The following is a 20,411-nucleotide window of genomic DNA, read 5'->3' on the forward strand; positions in this document are numbered from 1 at the left end:
CGCCGTACCGCCCGTTACATTAATGTGACTTTACTTTCCGGCTCATGTACCGTCGTAGGGCGACCCGAATCTCCGCTGGGCCGCTTCCGGATTGACGCCGAGCTCTGCCGCAATCCGGGATCCGCCAGACCCGCGGCAGAGGCGGGGGACCCACAGTTCCCGGGCTTGGATTCCAAGTCCTCGGGGTGAAGCCGCTACGGCGGCCGGACGGCCTCGTCCGAACCCGACAGCTAACCTCGAAGGCGTTGAGAGGCAACAACCATGTCCCCAACCATGGATCAGCCGCGCCGCGCCCACACTGAAGGCGAGCGCACCAAGCCAACCGGACGCCGTCGGGCCCAACCCAGCGGATCCCTTGCCGGCGCGCCGGCAGACTCCGCCGCTCCGCTTCGGGCACCGGACAGCCCCGGCTCTGTAAATACAAGCACGACGCCGGACCTCGCCACCGCTGCCATGTCCCCTATGGCGGCGTCCCCTACTGCGCCGTCCCCTACTCGGGCGCAACTTCGCGCGGCCGAGCGTGAGCGTGCTGCCCAGGCAGTGATCGCACCTGACGCATCCTCCTCTGAAGCGGCACAGAAAAGGCACGAACCAGCCACTACAGCCCTACCCACCATCACGGGCAGCGTTGTTGAAACGCCCCCTGCACCCCGGGCGTCCACTACCCCGGGCCCGCCAACCGCTGCCATCCCCATTGTTCCTCCAGCGGAAATTGTTCCTCCAGCGGTGACTTTGCCGTCAGAGGAGACTGTGCCGTCAGCGGTGAACCCGGGCTCGCCGGAGTTCAGCACCCAGGAAACCGCCACTGCGGCCATTCCCGTAGTGCAGCCAGCAGCACCGGAACCCGCAACCGCAGCCATTCCCGTTGTTGCAGGCCCTGAGGAACTGACCCCGCACACTGAGTCCACCCGCACTGAATCTCCGCGCGGCAAGTCCCCCGCGCAGGTTGCCGCGGCGGCCACAGCCTCGGCGTCGTTGGCTAGCCGCAAGGACGTGCGGAAGCAGGCTGCCGAAACCAGCAGGCCCAGCTTCGGCTCCGCGGCCTCGTTCAGCCGTGAACCGCAGGCCGCCCTCCGGAAAGCTGCGTCGGTCAAACAAATGAGCCAGCGCATGGCAGTGGTTGCTGGCGCCCTCGGCCTTGTGCTGACGGCGGGTGCGTTGGGGCCGGCGCTTGGCCTTCCCTTCTTTGGCCAGGAAACCCCGGCGCAGGAAGCCAGTGGAAGCGACGGCCGAACCTCGGGCTCGGCCATGCCAGGGCCCAAGGCTTCCTACACCAAGACCTCCTCACCTCTGGCCTCCACTCCTTCTGCCACATCAGGGGCAACGGCGTCCTCGGAAGCCGGCCAACCCGCAACCATTGCGGAGGCACCCGGGGCGGTGTCGCCGTCGTCGGCTCCTACCCCGCAGGTTTCGCTCGCGGACCCGGTGTGGGTTCCATCAGCGGCGCCGTCCGCGGTCCCGGCAGTTCCCGGCAACACCAGCCCGGCACCCACTCAGCCTGCGCCGGCTCCGAGCGAAGTGCCGTCGGACACCATCACAACTCCGCCCGCACCGACGCCCACCGTCACACCCACCCCGACTCCCACGGTCACACCAACACCGTCGCCCACCCCGACCCCCACGGGTACTGCGACGCCAACGTCCAAGCCGAAGCCAGGTAAGCCCACGGCTGCCTCGGCTCCGGCGCCCAGCGGATCGGCGTTTCAGGACATCCTGGATGCCGCACAGAAGGTCCTCGGTTGAGCACGCGCCTGCCCCGGACCTCCGCCCACACGGGGTGGCATAGCCGCTACTGCAGCAGCAGCCGGAGTGCCATGTTCCGTCGGCGGATAGGACGTTGGAGCTGCCAGCGCTTGCGGCGCTCCTAAGCAGGCAGGGCATCCCAGGCAGGGGCACCCCAGGCAGGGGCAGCGACAACTGAGGAGGCGGGCACCCGGACGGATGGCCGCCTCCTGTTGTTTGCCGCGGCCATGTCGCCTTAGATCCGCGGGCGCACAGCCCAGCGCTTCGCCTTCAGGGCGGCATGAAGTTCGAGCCGGATTGCGCCGCTCAATGGATCAGCGCCAATGAGCTGCCGTATCCGCCCCAGCCGGTTGTAGATGCTGCTTCTGTGGAGGTGAAGTTTGGCGGCGACGTCCTGAACAGAACCGTCATTGTCATAGAGGAGTTCCAGGACGGGCAGCAATTCGCCGTTTTTGTCGTGATCCTCAAGGGCCTGAAAATGCACGGATCCTGTGTCATCCCAACCTCCGGGGGCCACCAGGCGATCGAAGAGTTGATACACACCAACTGTCCGGCTGTCCACGAGTTCGCCCAAGGGTTGGTCCACGGCGGCCGCTTGCGCCGCAACCTTCGACTGCCGATAAGCGCCCGCCAGTTGCCGGATGACATTGAACGGCTCACTGATCCCCAGGATCACCCTGTCCACCTTGCGTCCTGCACGTTTTGCAAGCTCCAGCTGATAGTGCACCAGCACCTGCGCGTGGTCCGCCCTGCCGCCCGACTCACGGAACAGGACCACCGAATGCGTCTCCGTTCCGGCACTGAACAAGGCCGCGTTGACGCCGATGGTGGACTGCAGCGCCGCTGATCGGTGCGTCAAGGTAGCGGCAATGGGGTCGACGTCGGACCGCGCGCCTTCAGGGTCCAGGATGGTCACCAGTTGCCACGGACCGCGGCCTTGGATTTCCTTCCACCCGGCAACGGCGGCCACAGCGTTCGATTCGCCGCCGCAGGCTGACAGGAATTCCTGTTCTCGCCGTCTCCGGAACTCAGATTCGGCCGTGTTGGAATCCAGGAGCAAGCCCGCCAGGAGGTCCAGCTCGTCACGGACGCCGGGCAGTTCGGCGAGTATCGCCGTCGCGCTTTGTTCTTCAAGGTCCAACTGCACCCACAAGTACCCCACGCGGAAACCGCGGACCAAAAGGGGTACGCAGACGCGGCCCAACATGCCGAGGTCATCGTTGGCGGGCACCACCACGGGTCGCACGGCCGTGGAAATGCCGTGTGCCAGTTGCCAGGCGCTGACGTCGCTGGGAACCCGCTTGCTCAGGAGGAAGTTCACGCGGACGCGGTCTGCGTGGGATTGGTTGGAACTGTAGGCGAGCAGAACGCCGTCGAGGTCTTCCAGGGACAGTCCCCGGCCCAGCTTCAGTGCCACGCGCTCAACAATCTCTTCCACGTCCTGCTGCATGGGGAAAGCGTACCAACAGCAGGCGACACTTGACGCTCCAAGCCTCGACAATTGTCGAGCCAGCGCGCAGAAGATCCTTGTGTTTGCGCGGTTCACGCCAGGGCAGGTCCGGCACTCCATGTCGCCTGCCTCACAGCCGGATCTATTCTGGAATCACAGCCCAGCACACATTTTTCGGCCGAACAGGCCGCCAACGATGGAGCCCACAGATGATCATCGGTGTCCCCAAAGAAATCAAGAACAACGAGTTCCGCGTAGCCATCACGGCAGCGGGCGTCCACGAATTCCGCACCCACGGACACAGCGTTCTGGTGGAGCGCGGCGCAGGCCTCGGCTCGGGCATCACCGATGAGGAATACTCGATCGCCGGCGCCGAAATCGTCAACGAAGCTGACGACGTCTGGGCACGCGCTGACATGGTCATGAAGGTCAAGGAACCCATCGCGGCCGAGTACCACCGCTTCCGCAAGGGCCTCATCCTCTTCACCTACCTGCACCTCGCCGCAGAGCCCGAGCTCACCGCAGAGCTCATCAACTCCGGCGTCACGGCAATCGCCTACGAAACCGTGCAGGAAGGCCGCACCCTTCCGCTGCTCGCCCCGATGTCCGAGGTCGCGGGCCGCCTCTCCGTCGTGGTCGGCGCTTCCTCCCTGATGGCTCCGGCCGGCGGCAAGGGCGTCCTTCTGGGCGGCGTACCGGGCGTCCGTCCGGCCAAGGTTGTTGTCCTCGGCGCAGGCGTTGCGGGAACCAACGCCGCTGCCATGGCGCTGGGCCTCGGTGCTGATGTCACCATCATGGACATCAACATCAACCGGCTGCGCGAACTCGACGCCCTCTACCAGGGCCGCCTGAAGACCGTAGCCTCCAACGCCTACGAGATCGAGAAGTCAGTCATCGACGCAGATCTCGTGATCGGCTCCGTCCTGATCCCGGGCGCCAAGGCTCCCAAGCTGGTCACCAACGAGCTGGTTGCCCGCATGAAGCCCGGCTCGGTCCTGGTGGACATCGCAGTTGACCAGGGCGGCTGCTTCGAGGACACGCACCCCACCACCCACCAGGAACCCACGTACAAGGTCCACAACTCGATCTTCTACTGCGTTGCCAACATGCCTGGCGCTGTTCCGAACACCTCCACGTACGCACTGACCAACGTCACCCTGCGCTACGCCGTGGCACTGGCCAACCTGGGCGTCAAGGCCGCCTTCGACCGCGACCCCGCCCTCGCTGCCGGCCTCAACATCGCCGCAGGCCACGTGGCACACCACTCCGTTTCCGAGGCGCACAACCTGCCCCTCGTCAACGACTGGCACACGCTGGTTTCCGCCTAACTCGGCCCAGAACGTCGTTAGCCCGCACTTCCGTTGCTGCCCAGCATCGGAAGAGCGGGCTTTCCACGTTTTAGGGCTTAGCCGGGATGGACGGGACCAGTTCCGCCGGCACCGGGACGTGTGAGGGTCCAAGGCTCGAGGGGTCAATCTTTGAAGGATCGATCTCGGAGGGGTCGATCTCCGGCGGGGTCACCGGCAGCACCGGAGGCGTGGGAATCAGGCCCTTGACGGGCTCCTTGCCGGACGGCACCTCGGGCTCCTTGGGTGCGTGCGGCGAGGATCCGACGCCGGGCTGCGGCTGAGGTGCGGGCGCGGCAGGGCTGCCGGGCGGGGCTGGAACAGGCTGGGGTTGCACCGTAGCAGGAGCTTGCTGCGGCACCTCCCGCACCGGCAAAGGATCCGGAGTGCTCCCCGCCGGAGCATCGGGCTGGGGAGCGCTCCCGGAACCGGGGTTCAACTGCGAGACCACCGAACCGATCGCTGCACCAAGGTGCTGGAACGCGCCCGGCAAGCCACCTTCAGAAGCGACCGCCGCGGTGGCACCGCCAGCCAAGGACACTGCAACAGCGAGGCCCGCGATGGCCGTGCGGCGCTTCTTCCGACGCCGCGCCGCAAGTTCGTCCACAGGCGCAAGTTCGTCCACAGGCGCGGACTCAGCCTCAAGCGCGGATCCATTAACAGGCACGGGCCCGGGCTGGGATTTCGGGTGCTGAGGTTGCGGGTTAACGGTGGTGAGTAACGCCGTAGCTGCGGCCGAGGGCGCGGGCCGTCCCGCCGTCGTCGTAAGTTCCCGGGTGGCAGCCGGGCCGCTGACCATGAGCGCACGCACAGCCTCGGACGGCAAGGGGGCAGCGCCGGCCAATGAACGGAGCTCGAGCAGTTCCGTGCGGAGCCCGGCGTCGCCGGAGAAGCCGGCGTCAGCCAGCAGATGGTCCACGGCCTGCTGGTCGTTGCGTCCGCGAGGCGTTGCTTGTTCGCTCATGATGTGCCGTTCCTTAGTAGTGCACGTTTCTTCAGTGCACCCAATGCCCTGCGCTGTAATTGTTTAACGGCTCCCTGGGACTTGCCCAAAATCGCGGCCGTATCTTCCACCGAAACATCGGCCACCACCCGGAGAGCCAGGACCTCCCGGTAATCCTCGGGAAGGTCATCCAGGATTTCCGTGACGCCCAACCCGGCACCATGGCCGAAGGCCTGGTCCTCCGCTGACGGTACCCGCCGGGCATCCAGATCAGCCTCGTACGGCGTCGAATCGGGGGTTCGTTCGCGTTTTCGATAGTGGTCCACCATCCGCGCATGCGCTATGGAGAACAGTAAAGTCTTTGCTCCTTGGAGCCCGCCGTGGAGCGTTTCCAACTTTGGGTACAACGCCAGGAACACGTCCTGCGTCACGGCCTCGGGGTCGTCCACGCCACGCGCACGGAGGTAGCCAAACACTGGTCCGGCGAAGTTATTGTAGGCAGCCGTGAAGAGCAGGCCGGGATCGTCCTGATCCGCCTGCACGTATTCATCAGCCAAAGGGTCAAGCACCCGTGGATGCCTCCGTCCCACACCACACTACGTAGCGGGGCTCCTTGTCCAAGCCAAGGAGCCCCGCCCTTAAACCGTAACCGCTGCTTGCTTAGCGGACAGAATCCAGGGCTGCACCGGGAACAGCCGGGACATCGGTGGGAACCTGGGTGGGCAGCTCAGGGGCAGCGGGGACAGCAGGCACTGCCGGCGTGGCGGGAACAGCGCCCGGCACTGCGGGGACCGCGGGAACTGCGGGGGTTGCAGGCAGTTCGGACGGCATTGCGGCCTCGACGGCGGCATCAGCTTCGGCCTCGGACTTTGCCGAACCGTCAGCCTTCAGGCCGGCAGCCTTACCGGCTTCCACCACGGACTCGCAGTGCGCCTCCACCTTGGCTTCGCCGCCGGCTGCGATGGTCAAGGACTCGAAGCCCTGAACCTTGGTGTCAGACTTCAGGCCGCCATTGAGGAAAGCGGTGCAGAGGCCAAACGCCTCCGGGGAAGTGGCATCCTCCACAGCGGCTTTGGCGCCGGAGGCTGCGTCGGCGGCCTTTGCCTGGCCGGCTTCGGCAGCCTCAGTTGCCGTTGCCTGCGCGGTCTCGACGGCGTCAGCGGCCTTCGCCTTGGCGGTCCGGGCGGCGTCGGCTGCTGCGGCGTCGGCGTTGGCTGCCGCGGTGTCAGCGGCGTCAGCGGCCTTCTCAGCCACCGGGGCGGGGGCACCGACGAGGTCGTGGGCGGTCTGCTGGATACCGGAAGGAAGCGCGCCATTGAAGGCAGCAACGCCGGTTCCGCCGGCAGCTACAGCTCCGGCGGCCAGGACGCCAGCGGCGACTTTGCTGGTGGCAAGGACAGTGAACAAGGACATGAAACCCTCCGACAAACGATTTTGGGATTGCCCCGGCCGCGGTTGGGTGGCGACCGGATGATCAGTGTGCGGATGTGGCCCGCACACCCCTTACATCGTTCGTGGCACCGGTGAGGTTACGCCTTCTCCAAAATTTTTTTTAGAGCCTGGCATTCGGTTCTTTATCCACATACCGCTCCTTTTCCACACTGGCTAGATGTCCCCATGGCCGGGAACGCTGCGGCCAACTATGCTCAGGAAAAGCCCGGCAGCATGGACCGTCTGGCGATCAACATGTCACTACGTTCAGGGGATACGTGATGGGCAGGGACGCAATGGGACAGCTTTACGCCGTGGGGCTGAGTATCTGATGGGGCAAGGACTGGTAGGCGCGGACGTCGCGGATCTCCGGCGGTTGTCCGCCGTCATGGACGCAGAAGCGGAGAAGATCACAACTCTTCAGCAGCAGCTCACTGCCATGATCCAGGCAGGTTCTTATTGGCGGGGTAACGACGCCGACCAATTCCGGAGCAGATGGCACAGCGATCTCCACGGACGCTTGGGGGCAGCAGCGCTTTGCCTGCGAACCAACGCACGCGTCCTCAAACTCAATGCAGACCAGCAGGAACAAGCGTCCTCCGGAGGTTCCTCGGGAGTGTCCAAGGGAAGTCCTTCCACAGGGCCTTTCAAAATCAGTCCAGAAGAGCTTGGGTTCACTTTTGATTCCACAAGCTATGGTCCCGTCACGGTTGAAGGCAGCGGTTCCATTGACAGTGAGGCCACCGGCGAAGCCCATGGCTCCTTGGGTCCCGGGGGCCTTGAAGCAGGGGGCTCCGGCGAGGCTTCCAGTGGGGGCGACATGACGTGGAAGGCGGAGTCCGGGTTCGGCCCCGTCAACACCACAGTCACCAATGAGACGTTCGTGGGCGCTCGCGCCGAAGGCGAGTATGGGGTCAGCGTGCCGTTCGGGCTGGGACTTCCCAACGCCCACGCCAACGGCGAAGCGTTCGCAGGCGCCGAGAACGTGACCACCACCCGCTCTGACTTCTTCGATGGCTGGGTCACCAACACCTCCACCACGCGCATGATGACGGGCGTGGAGGCCAGCGCGCACACAGAAGCCAGCAGCCCGTTCCTGTTTTCCGCAGGTGGTGAAGGTTTTGCCGGTCAAAAGGTCACTGTGGATAACAAAACCGATTTCGCCGGCGGCTTGTTCTCTCTGGGGCAGGGTGGAGAACTCCGCGCCGGCGCATGGGCCAGTGCCGGCGAGGGCGAACTCAGTGTCAAGGGCGGCCAGAGCACCGGCACGGCGTTCAGCGCAGGTGCCGGAGCGGAACTGACCGGGAGCCGATACGTGGAAGTTCTGGGCCAAACACTGACGCTCAACGCAACGGTCGCCGCGGGTGCCGGTGAGGGGCACTTCTTCACCGCTTCCATGGACGAAGACGGGCTCACCCTCGGCGCGGGCGCCAAGCTCACCGCGGAACTGGGGCTGGGCGCCGGTGGCCAGATCACCATCAGCCCGTCCGGATTCGTGGATTCCGTCACCGGGTTTGTCGACTTCCTGAACAACTGATTTTTCGCCACAGTCCACCGCCGGAAAGGCTCCCATGACATCCCAGCAGGTATTCCCGTCCGAAGCTTTTCCCGCTTACCCGATCATCAGCGTCAACGCGCCGGCCGGTTGGACCCAGCAGGTGGTTCCCGACGCCGTGGGCGCCTTGTTGGCTCCCGCCGCGGAAGGCCGCTACACAGCGAATGTGGTCATCTCAGTGTCGCGTCGATTGCCTGGTTACCAGCTGCAGGACATCGCCGCATCCGTTGACTCGTTCCTGGACGCCTTGCCGGATGCCGTCCTGCTGGGCACCGAGCCAGTAGTCATCAACGGCCGTGATTGGCACGTACGCGAGGCACGCTATTCACATCCTCAGGCGGGTTCGCTGGCCCAGTTCACTGCCGTAACCGTGGTCCATCAGCACGCCGCCGCGGATATCGTCCAGCTGACTGGCAGCTGCCAGCCCAGCGAAGACGAGGACCTCAAAGCCATCTATTCGCTGGTCGCCAGCGCAGACGTCACGCCAGCGCCCTTGCCTGCTCAATGAGCTTCAGCACCGTCACTGAATCAGCCGGGTCAACAGGTAACGGGAGCGCGGAGGTTGCCCCGCCGTCGTCGAGCTTTTCGGCGAGAATCCGGTAGAACTCCGGGTACGCGCCTCGCTCTGTGGCGATGGTTACGCGTTGGCCGTTCCGTTCCAGCACACCATTGTTTTGGGGAGGTTCCACCCCGTACTCGCTGTCCGTGGGTAGCCCGCCACCCAGCAAGTAGGGCTCCTGAGGGTCGGTGCCAAACTTCACGAAGCCGCCCTCGGTGCCGAGGATGCGGAATCGGGGGCCGTGGAGGTGGCTGTTGAGGTTGATGGTCACATGGCTGAGAACACCGGACTCGTGCCGTAGCGCGAGGAAGACGTCGTCGTCGGCGCTTTCCTGGGGCCGGCGGGCTGTGATCTCCGCGAAGGTCACCGTGGCTGGCCCAAAGAACCGGAGAATGAGATCCAGGACGTGGGTGCCGAGGTCGAAAAGGACCCCGCCGCCGTCCTCGGCCGTGGCGCTTGCCTTCCACGCCTTGGCGATTTCCGGCGCCCACCGCTCCATCCCCACCTCAAACCGGGTAACGGTACCCAACGTCCCGGCGTCGAGGAGTTTCTGCACGGTGAGCGAATCGCCATCCCAGCGCCGGTTTTGGTAGACCGTGAGGACACGCCCCAGTTTTGCAGCCAAACGGATCAGTTCCTCACCCTCGGCGCTGCGGACTGTGAACGGTTTATCAACGACGACGTCCAGCCCGGCTTCCAGCGCAGCTTTCGCCAGCGGGAAGTGGGTGGCCGGCGGTGTGCCCAGAACCACCAGATCCAGTTCGGCGGAGAGCGAGAGGATGTCCTCCGGCGTGCTCACAATCTTTGCCTGCGGGTACCTTTGCCGTGCTTTGGCTTGGCGTGCCTCGTCCGAGGTTGCGATAACTGCGAGCTCATAAGCGGGGTTGCTGGCGATGAAGGGCGCGTGGAAGACGCTGCCCGACAAGCCAAAACCTGCCACGGCGGTGCGGATCGGCTGGGAAGTCATGTGCCAAGGCTACCCACCCTCTCGCAGATAACAGCCCATTCCGGCCAACCCTCTATCACCGGGTGAGAGAGGGATCGGTTTAAGGGCATGGGAGGTGAGAGAGGGTGGGGACGGCGAAGGCCGGGAGCCTCCCCGCACTGACGAATCAGCTTGAGGGGGTTCCCGGCCTTCAGGAAACTACGCTTGGGAAACTACTGCCTGGGTGCTACTTCTTGGCGCCCTTTTCCCAGCCGATGGTGGTCCAATCCGGAACGTTGGAGAGGCTCTTGAACAGGGACGGGCCGTAGTTGGCCAGGCCCGTACGCACAAACTGGATCTCCGGGCCGTTCAGGACGGTGCCCATGGAGAAGTACTTCTCCATGTGCTGCTTCTCTACCTCCATGGCGGCCTTGTTGCGCTCGGCGTCATCAGCGATGGTTGCCAGTCGCTCGATTTCGGCATCCAACTCGGCGTCGCCAAGCTTGTTCTCGTTGGTGGTGGATTCGTAGAACTGCTTAACGCCACTGGTCGCATCCGCGCTCACCGTGTAACCGGAGATCGTCAGATCAAAATCCCTCGAGCCCAGAACCTTCTGGAAGTCTGCGTCACCACGCTGATCAATGGACACGTCCATGCCAGCGGCCTGGAGCTGCTTCTGCAGGGTCTGGGAGGTGGCAGCCTGGGTGGGGTCATCGCCGAAGTACGTGACCTTGAAGGACACGGGAACGCCGTCCTTGGCCATGATGCCCTTGTCGTTGGCCGTGTAACCGGCGTCCGTCAGGACCTTCTTGGCAGCCTCGGCGCCTGTGTCCTTCACAGGGTAGTTGTCCTGGTAGTACTCGGAGAACGGCATGAGCATCATGGAGCCCGAGCTTTCCTCGGACCAGTTCAGGCCGTTGAAGCGGACATCGCGGATAGCCTTGCGGTCGACGGCGGTGAAGATCGCCTTGCGCACGGCGACGTCGGTCAGGGCAGGCCGCTCGGCATTGAGGTTGAGACCACCGGCGAACAGTCGCTGGCCACGGCGAACTTCAGCGTTCTTGGTTCCTTCAAGCTGCTTGTAGCGGCTCAGGGTGCGGGCATCAGTAGCGTCAATTTCGCCGTTCTTGAAGGCCGCGATGGTTGCACTCGGTTCCATCTGACGCCAGATGATCCTCTCGAGAACAGGCTTCTGGCCCCACCACTTGTCGTTGGGGATCATGGTGACGGTCTTGGCGGTGCTGTCGTACTTCTCTACCTTGAACGGGCCAGCCATCCATTCGGGGTGCATGTTGCCGGCAAAGCCGTTGTTGAAGGTCTCCGCGTTGTTGACGGCCGGGTGGATCAGGCCGAAGAAGAGATCCTCAAGGGGGTATACGGGCTTGCTGGTGGTGACAATGACTTCCTTGTCGTTGGCACCGGCTGTGACTGATTCAACGAATGGGTAGGATCCCGGGTTGACGATGTCAATCGCCTTGTCTTCTCCGCGGGACATCTTCCACGTGTTCTCGAACGTCTTGACGTCGATAGGCGTGCCGTCGTTCCAGGTGGCCTTCTCGTTCACCTTGATGGTGATGGTCTGCTTGCCGTCCTTGACTTCGCTCTTGACCTCTTCGCAGAAGTCCTTGTTCGGCTCAGCCTTGCCGTTATAGTCCAGCTTCCAGCAGCCGCCAATCCCGCCGCTGCTCATGCCTGCCGGGTTGACTGGGGTCAGTACAGCTGAAGTGGCGGCGCTGTTGCCGACGTTGGAAGAGTTGTTGAAGTCCGGCCCGAGGTCCACGGTTGGCAGTGTCAACGTGCCACCCTGCTCCAGGTCCTTTGCTTCCTTGGCGTTGACGCTGATCAGCTTGCTGATATCGCCACCCGCCTCTTCGGCCTTCTGCGAGGCCGGACCCGACGGCGTTCCCCCGCCGCAAGCGGTCAGCATGAGCGTTGCTGCGAGCGCCACGCCACCGATCGTCGTGTATTTCTTCATGGTTTGCCCTTCATGTTTACGACTGAAATATCTTTTGCGAATTGAGACCAGGGATTCTTCAATGCTTCATATGTCGTCAGGCATGCACCACCAGCATGTCGGCGTCTATTTCTCCGTCCGGGAAGAAGCAGGCGAAGTCCTGTGTGCCCTCCTCCTCCGAAGCCAGTGGCGGCTCCAGAGTAAGGCACTTTTCCTGCTTTGCGGCAGGTAGCGCGGCAAAGACGGGGCAACGGGTTGCAAAATTGCATCCTTTGGGAGCATCAAGCGGGCTGGGCAGGTCACCCTGCAGGATGATGCGTTCGCGGGTGCGTTCCAGATTGGGGTCCGGCACTGGAATGGCGGACAGCAGGGCCCGGGTGTAGGGGTGGCGCGGGTTGTCGAAGACATCGTCCACGTCACCGGTTTCCACAATCTTGCCCAGGTACATCACGGCCACGCGGTCCGAGATGTGGCGGACTACCGAGAGGTCGTGGGCAACCATGAGGTAACTGAGTCCGAGTTCGGCACGGAGTTTGTCCAGGAGGTTGATGACACCGGCCTGTACGGACACGTCCAGTGCCGAGACGGGCTCATCCAGCACCACGAGCTTCGGATTGACTGCGAGCGCCCGGGCAATGCCGATGCGCTGGCGCTGGCCGCCGGAGAACTGGTTGGGGAAGCGGTTCACGTGGTCCGGTTGCAGGCCCACCAGTTTCATGAGCTCCATGATGCGTTTCCTGATGGCAGCTTTGGGCATGCCCAGGTTTTCCAGGGGTTCGGCAAGGACCTCGTATACGGTGAAACGCGGATCCAGGGCGCCGGTGGGGTCCTGGAACACCATCTGCATTTCCTTGCGCATGGCCATTTTGGTCTTGTGATCGGTGGCCACCTTGTTGCTGACACCGCCGATGATCACTTCGCCCACCTGGTCCGGGTGGAATTCCATGATTTCCAGGAGTGTGGTGGTCTTGCCGCAGCCTGACTCACCCACTATGGAGACGCACTCGCCTTCGCGGATATCAAAGCTGAGTCCATCCACGGCCTTGACCGTGCCGATCCTCCGTTTGATCAATGCACCTTTGAGGAGCGGGAAGTGCTTTTTCACGTCCTTGAGTTCCAGGACCTTTTGGCGCTCGAGGCGGGTGACGCCGTCGAACTTTGAAACGGGCTTGGGAGGTGCGTGGAAGATTTTGTGGGCGTCGGCGTTGCCGGAGAGTTCCTCAGCTTTGATGCAGGCAGCCTTGTGCCCCAAGGTCTGCGCCTCAACACCGGGCACCGGGATCAGCTCCGGCTCCCCGTGCAGGCAGGCGTCGCTGACCATGGGGCAGCGGGCGGCGAAGGAGCAGCCCAGCACGGGCAGCGCCAGGTTGGGCGGGGTTCCTTCGATGGGGACCAGCGACTGCTTGTCCGAGGTATCCACACGCGGTACGGCACCGAGGAGGCCCAGGGTGTACGGCATCCGCGGGTTGTAGTAGATGTCCTCCACAGTGCCGGTTTCCACGGGCTTGCCCGCGTACATCACCATGATGTCGTCCGCCATGCCCGCCACAACGCCGAGGTCGTGGGTGATCATGACGACGGCGGCACCGGTCTCCTCCTGCGCGGTGTGCAGGACTTCGAGCACCTGCGCCTGGATGGTGACGTCCAGCGCCGTCGTGGGTTCATCAGCGATCAGCACCCGGGGATCGTTGGCGATGGCAATCGCGATCATGACGCGTTGGCGCATGCCGCCGGAAAATTCGTGCGGGAAGGCTTTCAGCCGGTCCTTGGGACTGGGGATGCCCACCATGCGCAAAAGCTCGACGGCGCGGGCTTCTTTGGCCTGCTTGCTCATGGTGGGGTTGTGGACTGTCAGAGCCTCGATGATCTGGGTGCCCACCGTGTAAACGGGCGTCAGCGAGGACAGCGGATCCTGGAACACCATGGCGATGTCGCTGCCACGGTGCTTGCACATGGCTTTGTCGCTCAGGCCAAGGAGCTCTTTGCCTTTGAAGCGCACGGAGCCGGTGATGTCCGCGGTTTCGGGGAGCAAACCCATGATGGCCATGGAGGTAACGGACTTACCGGAACCGGATTCACCCACGATGCCCAATGTTTTGCCCGGCATGAGGTCGAAGTCCACTCCGCGGACTGCGTGGACCACGCCATTCTCGGAGTTGAAGCGGACGTTGAGGTCGCGGACGCTGAGGACGGCGTCGCCGGGGGCGTACAGCCCGGCGTCGCGGAGACGCTCAGCGGGAGTGGTGTTGGTGCTCATTTGCCAGCCTTTGCGGTCTTGGTCTTGGCCCGCCCGATGGAGCTTGAGCTGGGGTCGAAGGCGTCACGGAGGCCATCGTTCATCATGGCCAGTGAACCGGTCAGCAGGAACATGACGGTCAACGGCACCCAGAACATCCAAGGGAACGAGGACACTTGTCCGGTGGCCTGGCCGATCAGGACGCCGAGGCTGACGTCAGGGAGTTTGATGCCGATGCCAATGAAGGAGAACGCCACTTCGGCCAGGATGGCGCCGGTGATGCCACGGGTGAAGTCCAGTACCAGCAGCGAGCCGATATTCGGAACGAGGTGGCGCCACACGATCCGGCGGGAGGGAACTCCCATGTACTTGGCGGCTTTGACGTAATCGCGCTGCATGAGGGACATGGACAGCGAGCGCACCAGGCGGGCGGTTCCCATCCAGCTGAAGAACAGCAGGACGACCACCAGCAGGAGCCAGCTGGGGAGGTCCTTGAGGCCGCCACCGCCACTGGTTGCCACGGCCACCACCAGGATGGCGGGCATCATGATGAGTGCTTCGAGGATGAACAACATAACGGCATCCACTTTGCCGCCGAAGAACGCCATGGTGCAGCCGTATACGGCGGAGATCAGCACCGAAATGCCGCCCACGATCAAACCAATGAGGATGGAGGTCCGGGTGCCGTCCACAATAAGTGCCATGAGATCGATGCCGGCCTGCGTGGTACCCAGCAGGTGATCCGGTGAGGGCGGCATGCCGATGTTCAGGGGATCAATGGTGTCCTTGTCCCACGAGGTCAGGAACCCGCCAAAGATGGAGAAGAGGAACAGCGCAAGGAAAATGAACAAGCCGGCGACGGCGGTTCGGTTGCGCATGAAGCGACGGAAGATGATGCGGGACTTGCCAATGACCACGTCCTGGTCAGCCACCCGGGACTCGTCAATTTCCGCAATGGGATCAATGATGTTGGTCATTACTGGACCCTCACTCGTGGATCAACCAGCGTGGTGGCGAAGTCGGCAAGGATGGCGCCGATCGCGAAGATCACCGAGCCGTAGGCCAGCGTGGCGGTGGCTACGTTGACGTCTTGGAGGCTGATGGCTTGGATGCTCCACAGGCCTATGCCGGGCCAAGCGAAAATGGCCTCCGCGAAGAAGCCGCCCGTGAAGATGGCGGGGATGGTGAATGCGATGCTCTGGGCCACGGGAATGAAGGACACACGGAGGGCGTGCTTCCTGATGGCCTGGTTTCGGGTCAGTCCTTTGGCCCGGGCGGTACGGACGAAGTCGGCGTTGACGTTGTCCAGGAGGTACTGCCGCTGGGCGATCTGATAGCCGGCCCAACCGAAGATGGTCATCGCGAAGGTGGGCACGGCGTAGTGGGCCACAAGATCAACGAAAGCCGGCCACCCTGGCTCGATTCCCGGCGTCGAAATTCCTGTCACAAAGAAGATGCGCTCGCCCACGGCCTCGTTGATGCTGATGGCACCGAGCTGCACCAGGAAGTAGGCGATGGGTGCGGGCAGGATGTGGACCAGGTAGCTGTAGGACGTGATGACACGGTCCTGGACCTTGTACTGGCGGGCTGCGGAGTAGACACCGAGCGCCACGCCGATGATCAGGGTGAGGATGATGGAGGCGATGAACAGTCGGGTGGAGACCATCACGCGATCAGCGAACTCGGCATTGACGAATGCGCCGTTGGGGCTGCGGCCCCAATCCCAGCGGGTCACAATTCCCCAAAGCCATTGAACGTACCGTTCCCACGGGTTCAGGTCCGGATCCAGTCCGAGCCCCCGGAACGAGGCTGCTACCTGTTCGGGGGTTGGCCGCGGGATTTTCTCTTGCTCGAGCACTGCGGGCTTCAGCGTTGAGACGGCCAGGAAGTAGCCTGCACTGGTGGTCAGGAAGATCATGATCAGGTAGATGCCCGACCGCTTCATCAGATATTTCAGCATGTCGGGTGGCTGCCCCGAATCGTGGCAAAACTCAATGCTCGTCCTTCCGCGGTTCCCGGCTGTGGCCGGCGTCAGCTACGAATTGGCGCAGCGGGTTGTTGGGTCCCCCGCACCCCTTCAGTGATCACCAGCCCTGTATGGCATGCGTCACATTCAAGAGGACACTACCACAATAACTGCTTCACGTTTTGCTTCAAGGCGTCCGGTTTCGCGCCTGCAGCCAGATTGTTATGTGCACCTTGCATCATGATCACGACGCCGGAGGTACTAATGCGCTTACGGGGACAAGGGCAGGACTGCCGCCACGGTCAAGTCCACCGCCGGAACGGCTGTCAATCCGCCTTGAGGAGCCGCGTAATGAGCTCACGCCATGAATCCGCGAGCCTGGTGGGAGAAATGCCCCGGACGCGGACGTCGTCAACGATTCGTTCGGGGTCCAGCGCGTACGTCAGGGACATCGCCATCACCCAAGGATCCGCGATTCCCGCCTCCCGCAGCAGGACCTCCATATGTCGATGCGAAAGTTTGGTGGCCGGAACTTCGAATCTGTTGCGGGTTGCCGCTCCGGCCGCTTTCAGGAGTTCGCCGTTTTCCAGGACGAAGTAAATGCGCCCCTCTCCGAAGGCAACCAGACGATCTTTGGGCGCGGCACCTGGCCCCAAGGGAGGTGGGCCAAACATGAAGCCGGCTTGAAACTCGGACTCCGAGTCACTCAGGAGGGTCATCATGAGCCCGGCGCGGCTGCCAAAACGCCGGAACACCGTCCCTTTGCCCACCTTCGCCTTGCAAGCCAATGCATCCATGGTCAGCGCCTCGGCGCCAAACTCGGCCACCAGATCCCGGGCAGCGTTGAGGAGGCGCTCGCGATTCCTCGCTGCGTCACTGCGCTCGTGGGGCGCACCTAGGGGCACGTCCGGCCTCATGGGGATCGAGCTCACAGAAATATTCTAGACCCCGGGAATAGAAACCGGACCATAGTCCGTTTAGTATCGGTGAAGGCAACAAAGCCCAGACCACGAGGGCCGGAACCGCAAGGCACCCGGCCAAACACAAGGAGACACCATGTCCAAGAGCACTGTTCTTACCCTCGTCGGCAGCCTGCGCGCCGATTCCCACAACAAGAAGCTCGCCGAAGCCATCCAGCTGAACGCACCGGAGAACGTTGACGTGCAGATCCACGGCTCGCTGGGCACCATCCCCTTCTACAACGAAGACATCGACGTCGAAGGCCAGGTCCCCGCCGAAGCCGCCGCCCTCCGCGCTGCAGCAGCCGACGCCGACACCATCCTGCTCGTCACCCCCGAGCACAACGGCACCATGCCTGCCTCCCTGAAGAACGCCATTGACTGGCTGTCCCGCCCGTTCGGCGCCGGCGCCCTCTCCGGCAAGCCGACCGCCGTCGTCGGAACCGCCTTTGGCCAGTTCGGTGGCGTGTGGGCCCAGGACGAAGCCCGCAAAGCCGCGGGTATTGCCGGCGCCAAGGTCCTTGAAGACGTCAAGCTGGCCGTGCCCGGTTCCATGATCCGTTTCGCTGAACTGCACCCGAAGGACGACGCCGAGGTTGTAGAGCAGATCAAGGCCATCTTCGAGCCGCTCACTGCCGTTCAGGAAGAAGAAGCCGCAGCCTAGCCCTCCCGCTTCTGATGCCCCCGTTCCGCTTTCTGCGGGGCGGGGGCATTCGCGTTCCTGCCTGGTTTTGGGGCCGGCGTGATCAACTCTTGTCCGAACCGTCACCGTAACGGCATGTTGTGTTCGGCCGCCCCGTCCTAACGTTGGAGATACAGGTGGACGGACAGGAGCGCGGGGCTGTCATGCATGCCGGACGGGGACCACAAAGTGTCACGACGATCACCGCTGCCTGCCTCATTTTTGGCTTGTGGGTGGCTGGTTGCACGCCCGCACCTTCCGGGACCTCCGATCCAGGCTCCTTACCCACGGTTTCCATAGCTCCCCGCACCCCACCGGCCAGCACCGCGCCCACCACATCCGTCCCCGCTGCGCCGGACCCCGTCCCTTCCGTTCCTCCCCCAACAAACTCCGGCACTCCATCCGTTGCGGTACCCGCTGCGCCACCCTCGCCGGCAGCACCCACTCCCGCTCCTTCAAGCACACCGTCCCCGGCGCCCGCCACACAGCCAGCCACGGTGCTTGAACCTTCACCCCGGCCCGGCACCAGCGCCCCTGAACCAACAGCCACGCCCACGGTCATTCCCGTGGATGCCGAAAACATAGGACCAGCCGTGTACTACGTGGCGATCGACGACGGCGGCGCCCGCGGTGTGCGCTTTGGCTGCAACGACAGTTTGGTCCCCGTCAGGGGCGTAGCCACCCCCGGCGATCCGCTGTCCGTGGCCCTGAGCCGCCTGCTGGAGACCGGAATGCCGGTGGACAGCGATGCAGCGCTCTACGATGCCCTGGCGAATTCTTCACTGCGCTACCTCTCCGGTTACATGAGCGGGGCAACGGTGGTGGTGAACCTCAGCGGGTCACTCCGGCCCGGGGGCGTATGCGACATTCCACGGATCCAAGCGCAGTTGACGCAGACCATAGTGCAGGCCAGTGGCGCGTCCCGTGCCGAGATCTACGTGAACGGCCGGACATTGACGGAGGCCCTGAGCGTGCGTTGATGCGTGTGTTTTCCGTGGTTGGCCCGCATATAAGTCGCTGCCCAGCAACGGAATTGCGGGTTGGGGACGTGGCTCAGGACGGTGGCCTACGCCGTTGAGATCGCCAGCACCCTTCGGAGCGCCCACGCCACACGCAGCAGGGCCAGGATGGAAGCGAAGGTCAACACAAACACCATGGCCTCAGGAATCCACAAGCCGGTGAGGGCATCTCCTTCCAGGACCACAGTGACCAACGCAGCCACCACCAACAAGCCCAGCCCCGGGATGGCAAACAGGAACACCTCGCCAATCTGGCGACGATGAGCGGCGGACAGTTTCTCCAAGGGAAGTTCCTGCTGGCCCGGCGGAGCCTTCTTTCCCAGCACATTGATCAGCATGGACACACTGGTGAGCGTCAAACCGGCCGTTGCTCCGGCCAAGGTTGCAAGCGTCTGGAACAGGGTCCGCCGCGCGCCGGGATCCGCGGCCTCCAGCATCAGCGGTTGCCGGGCAAGCAAGGCTATCCCCAACCAGAGCAGGACAGCAGCGGCAGCCCAGGCGAAATCTGCGCCGGGATGCAACAGGAACCAACGCCGCAAGGTCCTGCGGCGCCCGGTCCGTTGGACGTCAACCTCGTACAAGCTCATGGCCAGCACCGCCTTGGCTCTCCCCGGCCGGTTGAGTTGCTCTGTCAGCGCTCTGTTCCCCTTGCGCGGAACTCTCCACAGCGGCCGCAAGAGCCGCCCTGACGGTAGCCATTCCCCCGGCCACGATGTCCGGCACCAGAGCTGAATCCGCCGAGCCTTTGATGTCCGGCAAGGTCCTGGCAAAGAATGACTCGTTGTCCCTGGCTTGTTTGTTGAGGATGCTGATGGCTTCTGCCGTGGATTTTTGAGGATCGTTGAAAACGTCCGGGTCCACTTCGATGTGCGAGATGAACCGCTCCTTGAGAAGGTCCACAACCTCGCGGTCCCCGGTCAGGGAGTCCTTGCCCTCAGCCACCACGTAATCGAAGTGTTCCACCGACCCGGCCCTGCGGAAGAGGTCAATCAATTGCTGGATGCGGTCCCTGATGCGTTGCTTGTCCTCGGCCTTGCCGGACCGACCCACGCTCAAGGAAATGCGGAACGTACCTTCATTCATGAGCCGTGAAGCGCTGTCCAGGACATCAGCCCATTCGCCCTCCATGAGCTTCCCGGACAGGCGTTCGGCAGGAAGCGCGAACTCGAAACGGCTTACCTCCAACCGGGTCAGGATTTCCTCGATGTCCTCCCGGACAACCGGGACCAGGCTTGGCTCAAGCCCCAGCATCCCCTCAAGGTACTCGCCCATCCTTGACGCGCGGGGGCCGTTTCCGCTGGTCAGCACAGCTATGACATTGCGCTTCAGGAAGGCAAAATACGTGGTCTCCAGCAGATGGTCCCCCGGAGCCAGTGGCAGGGGTTTGCGCCTGCCCAGAGCATCACCGACGCTGGGGAGATTGGTGTCCCGGACCCGGTCCAGGAGCAGCACGGGATGCGGCGATGATGCCACCGCCTGGGCGAGCAACACCGTGCCGTCTCCACTGGTGAAGTGCCTGTCCGTGCCGGCATCCTGAGCTTTCTTCAGTACTTCGGCCACGCGGCGCGCCGGAAACGGGCGGCTGAGCTCCTCGCCGTTCAGCTGCTCGATCCGCCAGAACTGCACACTGCGCCTCGCCATGG

19 protein-coding genes and 1 riboswitch are annotated in these 20,411 nt (G+C 63.6%); of the genes, 7 read left to right on the plus strand and 12 right to left on the minus strand.

What is annotated here, in order from left to right; genetic code table 11:
* Positions 1-112 precede the first annotated feature (112 nt).
* Positions 113-259: riboswitch (cyclic di-AMP (ydaO/yuaA leader) on the plus strand.
* 2 nt (positions 260-261) lie between these two features.
* Positions 262-1,743, plus strand: coding sequence for a hypothetical protein (locus ABI796_RS18660; RefSeq protein ID WP_141283819.1), 1,482 nt, complete (start codon positions 262-264; stop codon positions 1,741-1,743).
* A 235-nt stretch (positions 1,744-1,978) separates the two neighbouring features.
* Here ABI796_RS18660 and ABI796_RS18665 read toward each other — a convergent pair whose 3' ends face one another.
* Positions 1,979-3,193: a CdaR family transcriptional regulator gene (locus ABI796_RS18665; protein ID WP_141283818.1), complete on the minus strand. Its 1,215-nt coding sequence runs from the start codon at positions 3,191-3,193 to the stop codon at positions 1,979-1,981.
* A 209-nt stretch (positions 3,194-3,402) separates the two neighbouring features.
* On the opposite strand from ABI796_RS18665, the gene ald reads away from it, so the two are divergent.
* Positions 3,403-4,521 carry an alanine dehydrogenase gene (gene ald / locus ABI796_RS18670; protein WP_141283817.1) on the plus strand — a complete coding sequence of 373 codons (1,119 nt, stop codon included), beginning with the start codon at positions 3,403-3,405 and terminating at the stop codon, positions 4,519-4,521.
* A 70-nt stretch (positions 4,522-4,591) separates the two neighbouring features.
* On the opposite strand, the gene ABI796_RS18675 is transcribed toward ald, so the two are convergent.
* The 3 genes from ABI796_RS18675 to ABI796_RS18685 all read right to left on the minus strand — a co-directional run bounded on the left by ABI796_RS18675 (position 4,592) and on the right by ABI796_RS18685 (position 6,895).
* The gene (locus ABI796_RS18675) at positions 4,592-5,503 is read right to left on the minus strand and encodes a hypothetical protein (protein WP_141283816.1); all 912 of its coding nucleotides are present in this window, start codon (positions 5,501-5,503) and stop codon (positions 4,592-4,594) included.
* Positions 5,500-6,051 carry an RNA polymerase sigma factor gene (locus ABI796_RS18680; protein ID WP_141283815.1) on the minus strand — a complete coding sequence of 184 codons (552 nt, stop codon included), beginning with the start codon at positions 6,049-6,051 and terminating at the stop codon, positions 5,500-5,502. The genes ABI796_RS18675 and ABI796_RS18680 overlap by 4 nt, the downstream gene beginning before the upstream one ends.
* 91 nt (positions 6,052-6,142) lie before the next feature.
* Positions 6,143-6,895: a hypothetical protein gene (locus tag ABI796_RS18685; protein ID WP_141283814.1), complete on the minus strand. Its 753-nt coding sequence runs from the start codon at positions 6,893-6,895 to the stop codon at positions 6,143-6,145.
* Positions 6,896-7,244: 349 nt separating this feature from the next.
* Here ABI796_RS18685 and ABI796_RS18690 point away from each other — a divergent pair, with 349 nt between their 5' ends.
* Together ABI796_RS18690 and ABI796_RS18695 are read left to right on the plus strand one after the other, a co-directional pair.
* Entirely contained in the window at positions 7,245-8,450 is a 1,206-nt protein-coding gene (locus ABI796_RS18690) for a WXG100 family type VII secretion target (protein WP_141283813.1), read from the plus strand.
* 34 nt (positions 8,451-8,484) lie between these two features.
* The gene (locus tag ABI796_RS18695; RefSeq protein ID WP_141283812.1) at positions 8,485-8,976 is read left to right on the plus strand and encodes a hypothetical protein; all 492 of its coding nucleotides are present in this window, start codon (positions 8,485-8,487) and stop codon (positions 8,974-8,976) included.
* On the opposite strand, the gene ABI796_RS18700 is transcribed toward ABI796_RS18695, so the two are convergent.
* The 6 genes from ABI796_RS18700 to ABI796_RS18725 form a co-directional block, all read right to left on the minus strand.
* Positions 8,948-9,994 carry a Gfo/Idh/MocA family oxidoreductase gene (locus tag ABI796_RS18700; RefSeq protein ID WP_141283811.1) on the minus strand — a complete coding sequence of 349 codons (1,047 nt, stop codon included), beginning with the start codon at positions 9,992-9,994 and terminating at the stop codon, positions 8,948-8,950. The genes ABI796_RS18695 and ABI796_RS18700 overlap by 29 nt on opposite strands.
* Positions 9,995-10,199: 205 nt before the next feature.
* Positions 10,200-11,927 carry an ABC transporter family substrate-binding protein gene (locus tag ABI796_RS18705; RefSeq protein WP_141283810.1) on the minus strand — a complete coding sequence of 576 codons (1,728 nt, stop codon included), beginning with the start codon at positions 11,925-11,927 and terminating at the stop codon, positions 10,200-10,202.
* A gap of 76 nt (positions 11,928-12,003) precedes the next feature.
* Positions 12,004-14,163: an ABC transporter ATP-binding protein gene (locus ABI796_RS18710; protein WP_141283809.1), complete on the minus strand. Its 2,160-nt coding sequence runs from the start codon at positions 14,161-14,163 to the stop codon at positions 12,004-12,006.
* Positions 14,160-15,119: an ABC transporter permease gene (locus tag ABI796_RS18715; RefSeq protein ID WP_141283808.1), complete on the minus strand. Its 960-nt coding sequence runs from the start codon at positions 15,117-15,119 to the stop codon at positions 14,160-14,162. The genes ABI796_RS18710 and ABI796_RS18715 overlap by 4 nt, the downstream gene beginning before the upstream one ends.
* The gene (locus tag ABI796_RS18720; protein WP_141283807.1) at positions 15,119-16,102 is read right to left on the minus strand and encodes an ABC transporter permease; all 984 of its coding nucleotides are present in this window, start codon (positions 16,100-16,102) and stop codon (positions 15,119-15,121) included. Before ABI796_RS18720 ends, ABI796_RS18715 begins: the two co-directional genes overlap by 1 nt.
* A 332-nt stretch (positions 16,103-16,434) precedes the next feature.
* On the minus strand, positions 16,435-17,040 hold the full coding sequence (locus tag ABI796_RS18725) for a TetR/AcrR family transcriptional regulator (protein ID WP_174754555.1): 606 nt from the start codon (positions 17,038-17,040) through the stop codon (positions 16,435-16,437).
* Positions 17,041-17,164: 124 nt separating this feature from the next.
* Here ABI796_RS18725 and ABI796_RS18730 point away from each other — a divergent pair, with 124 nt between their 5' ends.
* The 3 genes from ABI796_RS18730 (at position 17,165) to ABI796_RS18740 (ending at position 18,729) form a co-directional block, all read left to right on the plus strand.
* Positions 17,165-17,731, plus strand: coding sequence for an NAD(P)H-dependent oxidoreductase (locus ABI796_RS18730; protein WP_141283806.1), 567 nt, complete (start codon positions 17,165-17,167; stop codon positions 17,729-17,731).
* Between the two features lie 259 nt (positions 17,732-17,990).
* A complete protein-coding gene (locus ABI796_RS18735; RefSeq protein ID WP_246095802.1) occupies positions 17,991-18,254 on the plus strand; it encodes a hypothetical protein in 264 nt (87 codons plus the stop codon).
* Positions 18,247-18,729 carry a GerMN domain-containing protein gene (locus tag ABI796_RS18740; protein WP_246095801.1) on the plus strand — a complete coding sequence of 161 codons (483 nt, stop codon included), beginning with the start codon at positions 18,247-18,249 and terminating at the stop codon, positions 18,727-18,729. The genes ABI796_RS18735 and ABI796_RS18740 overlap by 8 nt, the downstream gene beginning before the upstream one ends.
* A gap of 86 nt (positions 18,730-18,815) precedes the next feature.
* Here the strand turns inward: ABI796_RS18740 and ABI796_RS18745 are convergent, their stop codons facing one another.
* The gene (locus ABI796_RS18745) at positions 18,816-19,355 is read right to left on the minus strand and encodes a hypothetical protein (RefSeq protein WP_141283805.1); all 540 of its coding nucleotides are present in this window, start codon (positions 19,353-19,355) and stop codon (positions 18,816-18,818) included.
* The gene (locus ABI796_RS18750) at positions 19,336-20,409 is read right to left on the minus strand and encodes a hypothetical protein (RefSeq protein WP_141283804.1); all 1,074 of its coding nucleotides are present in this window, start codon (positions 20,407-20,409) and stop codon (positions 19,336-19,338) included. Before ABI796_RS18750 ends, ABI796_RS18745 begins: the two co-directional genes overlap by 20 nt.
* Between the last annotated feature and the right edge of the window lie 2 nt (positions 20,410-20,411).

This window comes from Paenarthrobacter aurescens (genome assembly GCF_041549525.1).
GTDB lineage: Bacteria > Actinomycetota > Actinomycetes > Actinomycetales > Micrococcaceae > Arthrobacter > Arthrobacter aurescens.

Coding starts and splice junctions, on each gene's coding strand:
- ABI796_RS18660 (WP_141283819.1), top strand. CDS start 262: ATGTCCCCAACCATGGATCAGCCGCGCCGCGCCCACACTGAAGGCGAG.
- ABI796_RS18695 (WP_141283812.1), top strand. CDS start 8,485: ATGACATCCCAGCAGGTATTCCCGTCCGAAGCTTTTCCCGCTTACCCG.
- ABI796_RS18700 (WP_141283811.1), bottom strand. CDS start 9,994: ATGACTTCCCAGCCGATCCGCACCGCCGTGGCAGGTTTTGGCTTGTCG.
- ABI796_RS18705 (WP_141283810.1), bottom strand. CDS start 11,927: ATGAAGAAATACACGACGATCGGTGGCGTGGCGCTCGCAGCAACGCTC.
- ABI796_RS18690 (WP_141283813.1), top strand. CDS start 7,245: ATGGGGCAAGGACTGGTAGGCGCGGACGTCGCGGATCTCCGGCGGTTG.
- ald (WP_141283817.1), top strand. CDS start 3,403: ATGATCATCGGTGTCCCCAAAGAAATCAAGAACAACGAGTTCCGCGTA.
- ABI796_RS18730 (WP_141283806.1), top strand. CDS start 17,165: ATGTCCAAGAGCACTGTTCTTACCCTCGTCGGCAGCCTGCGCGCCGAT.
- ABI796_RS18665 (WP_141283818.1), bottom strand. CDS start 3,193: ATGCAGCAGGACGTGGAAGAGATTGTTGAGCGCGTGGCACTGAAGCTG.
- ABI796_RS18710 (WP_141283809.1), bottom strand. CDS start 14,163: ATGAGCACCAACACCACTCCCGCTGAGCGTCTCCGCGACGCCGGGCTG.
- ABI796_RS18685 (WP_141283814.1), bottom strand. CDS start 6,895: ATGTCCTTGTTCACTGTCCTTGCCACCAGCAAAGTCGCCGCTGGCGTC.
- ABI796_RS18715 (WP_141283808.1), bottom strand. CDS start 15,119: ATGACCAACATCATTGATCCCATTGCGGAAATTGACGAGTCCCGGGTG.
- ABI796_RS18750 (WP_141283804.1), bottom strand. CDS start 20,409: ATGGCGAGGCGCAGTGTGCAGTTCTGGCGGATCGAGCAGCTGAACGGC.
- ABI796_RS18720 (WP_141283807.1), bottom strand. CDS start 16,102: ATGCTGAAATATCTGATGAAGCGGTCGGGCATCTACCTGATCATGATC.
- ABI796_RS18675 (WP_141283816.1), bottom strand. CDS start 5,503: ATGAGCGAACAAGCAACGCCTCGCGGACGCAACGACCAGCAGGCCGTG.
- ABI796_RS18745 (WP_141283805.1), bottom strand. CDS start 19,355: ATGAGCTTGTACGAGGTTGACGTCCAACGGACCGGGCGCCGCAGGACC.